The sequence below is a fragment of the Roseburia sp. 1XD42-69 genome (genome assembly GCF_003612565.1).
GTDB lineage: Bacteria > Bacillota > Clostridia > Lachnospirales > Lachnospiraceae > Roseburia_B.
On record NZ_RAZG01000247.1, the window covers coordinates 1 to 759 of the forward strand.

The window sequence follows — 759 nt, forward strand, 5'->3', positions numbered from 1 at the left end:
AGCAGGAGAACGCCTCTGTGAAGCGGGAGAAACTCCTGCTTTCCGAAAGGGGTGAGCAATGATGGACGTTTCCCGTTTCGGAATGGAATATAATCCTTTCCTCAAGAATTCCAAAGAGGTCCTGGTAGAGACAGCACAGTACCGGGAGGTCCTTTTCCGCCTCTCTTACCTGGAAAAAACAAAAGGCTTCGGCCTGCTCACGGGAGGACCCGGCCGCGGCAAAACCACGGCTTTGAGGGGATGGGCCGCCTCCCTGAATCCTTCCCTTTACAAGGTGGTCTATTCCTGCCTCTCCACCCTCACCGTGACGGATTTTTACCGCAGCCTCACCGAGGCCCTGGGAGGGCAGCCCTCCTTCCGCAAGCCCGATAACTTCCGCTCCATCCAGGAGGAGATAAAGCGGCTGTCCCTGGAAAAGAAGAAGACGCCTGTCATCATCATTGATGAGGCCAACTATGTCAGCAACGGCATCCTGAACGATTTAAAGCTCCTCTTCAACTTTGAGATGGATTCAAAGGACCGTGCCGTGATCCTCCTGTGCGGCCTTGGCCAGCTGAACAACACCCTGCGCCTGTCCGTCCACGAACCCCTGCGCCAGCGGCTGGTGATGAACTTCCACATGGAGGGCATGACGAAAGAGGAAGGGCGGGAATATATCCGGACAAAGCTTCATGGCGCTGGATGCAGCCATACTGTTTTTGAGGATGCTGCTGTCGAAGCGATCCTGAACGCCTCGGATGGGACACCCCGCATGGTAAA

The 759-nt window shown here is 55.6% G+C and carries 1 protein-coding gene; it reads left to right on the plus strand.

The window, feature by feature from the left end; translation table 11 throughout:
- Positions 1-58: 58 nt before the first annotated feature.
- A partial coding sequence (locus tag D7Y06_RS25390; protein ID WP_243119522.1) for an ExeA family protein occupies positions 59-759 on the plus strand: 701 nt, incomplete at its 3' end.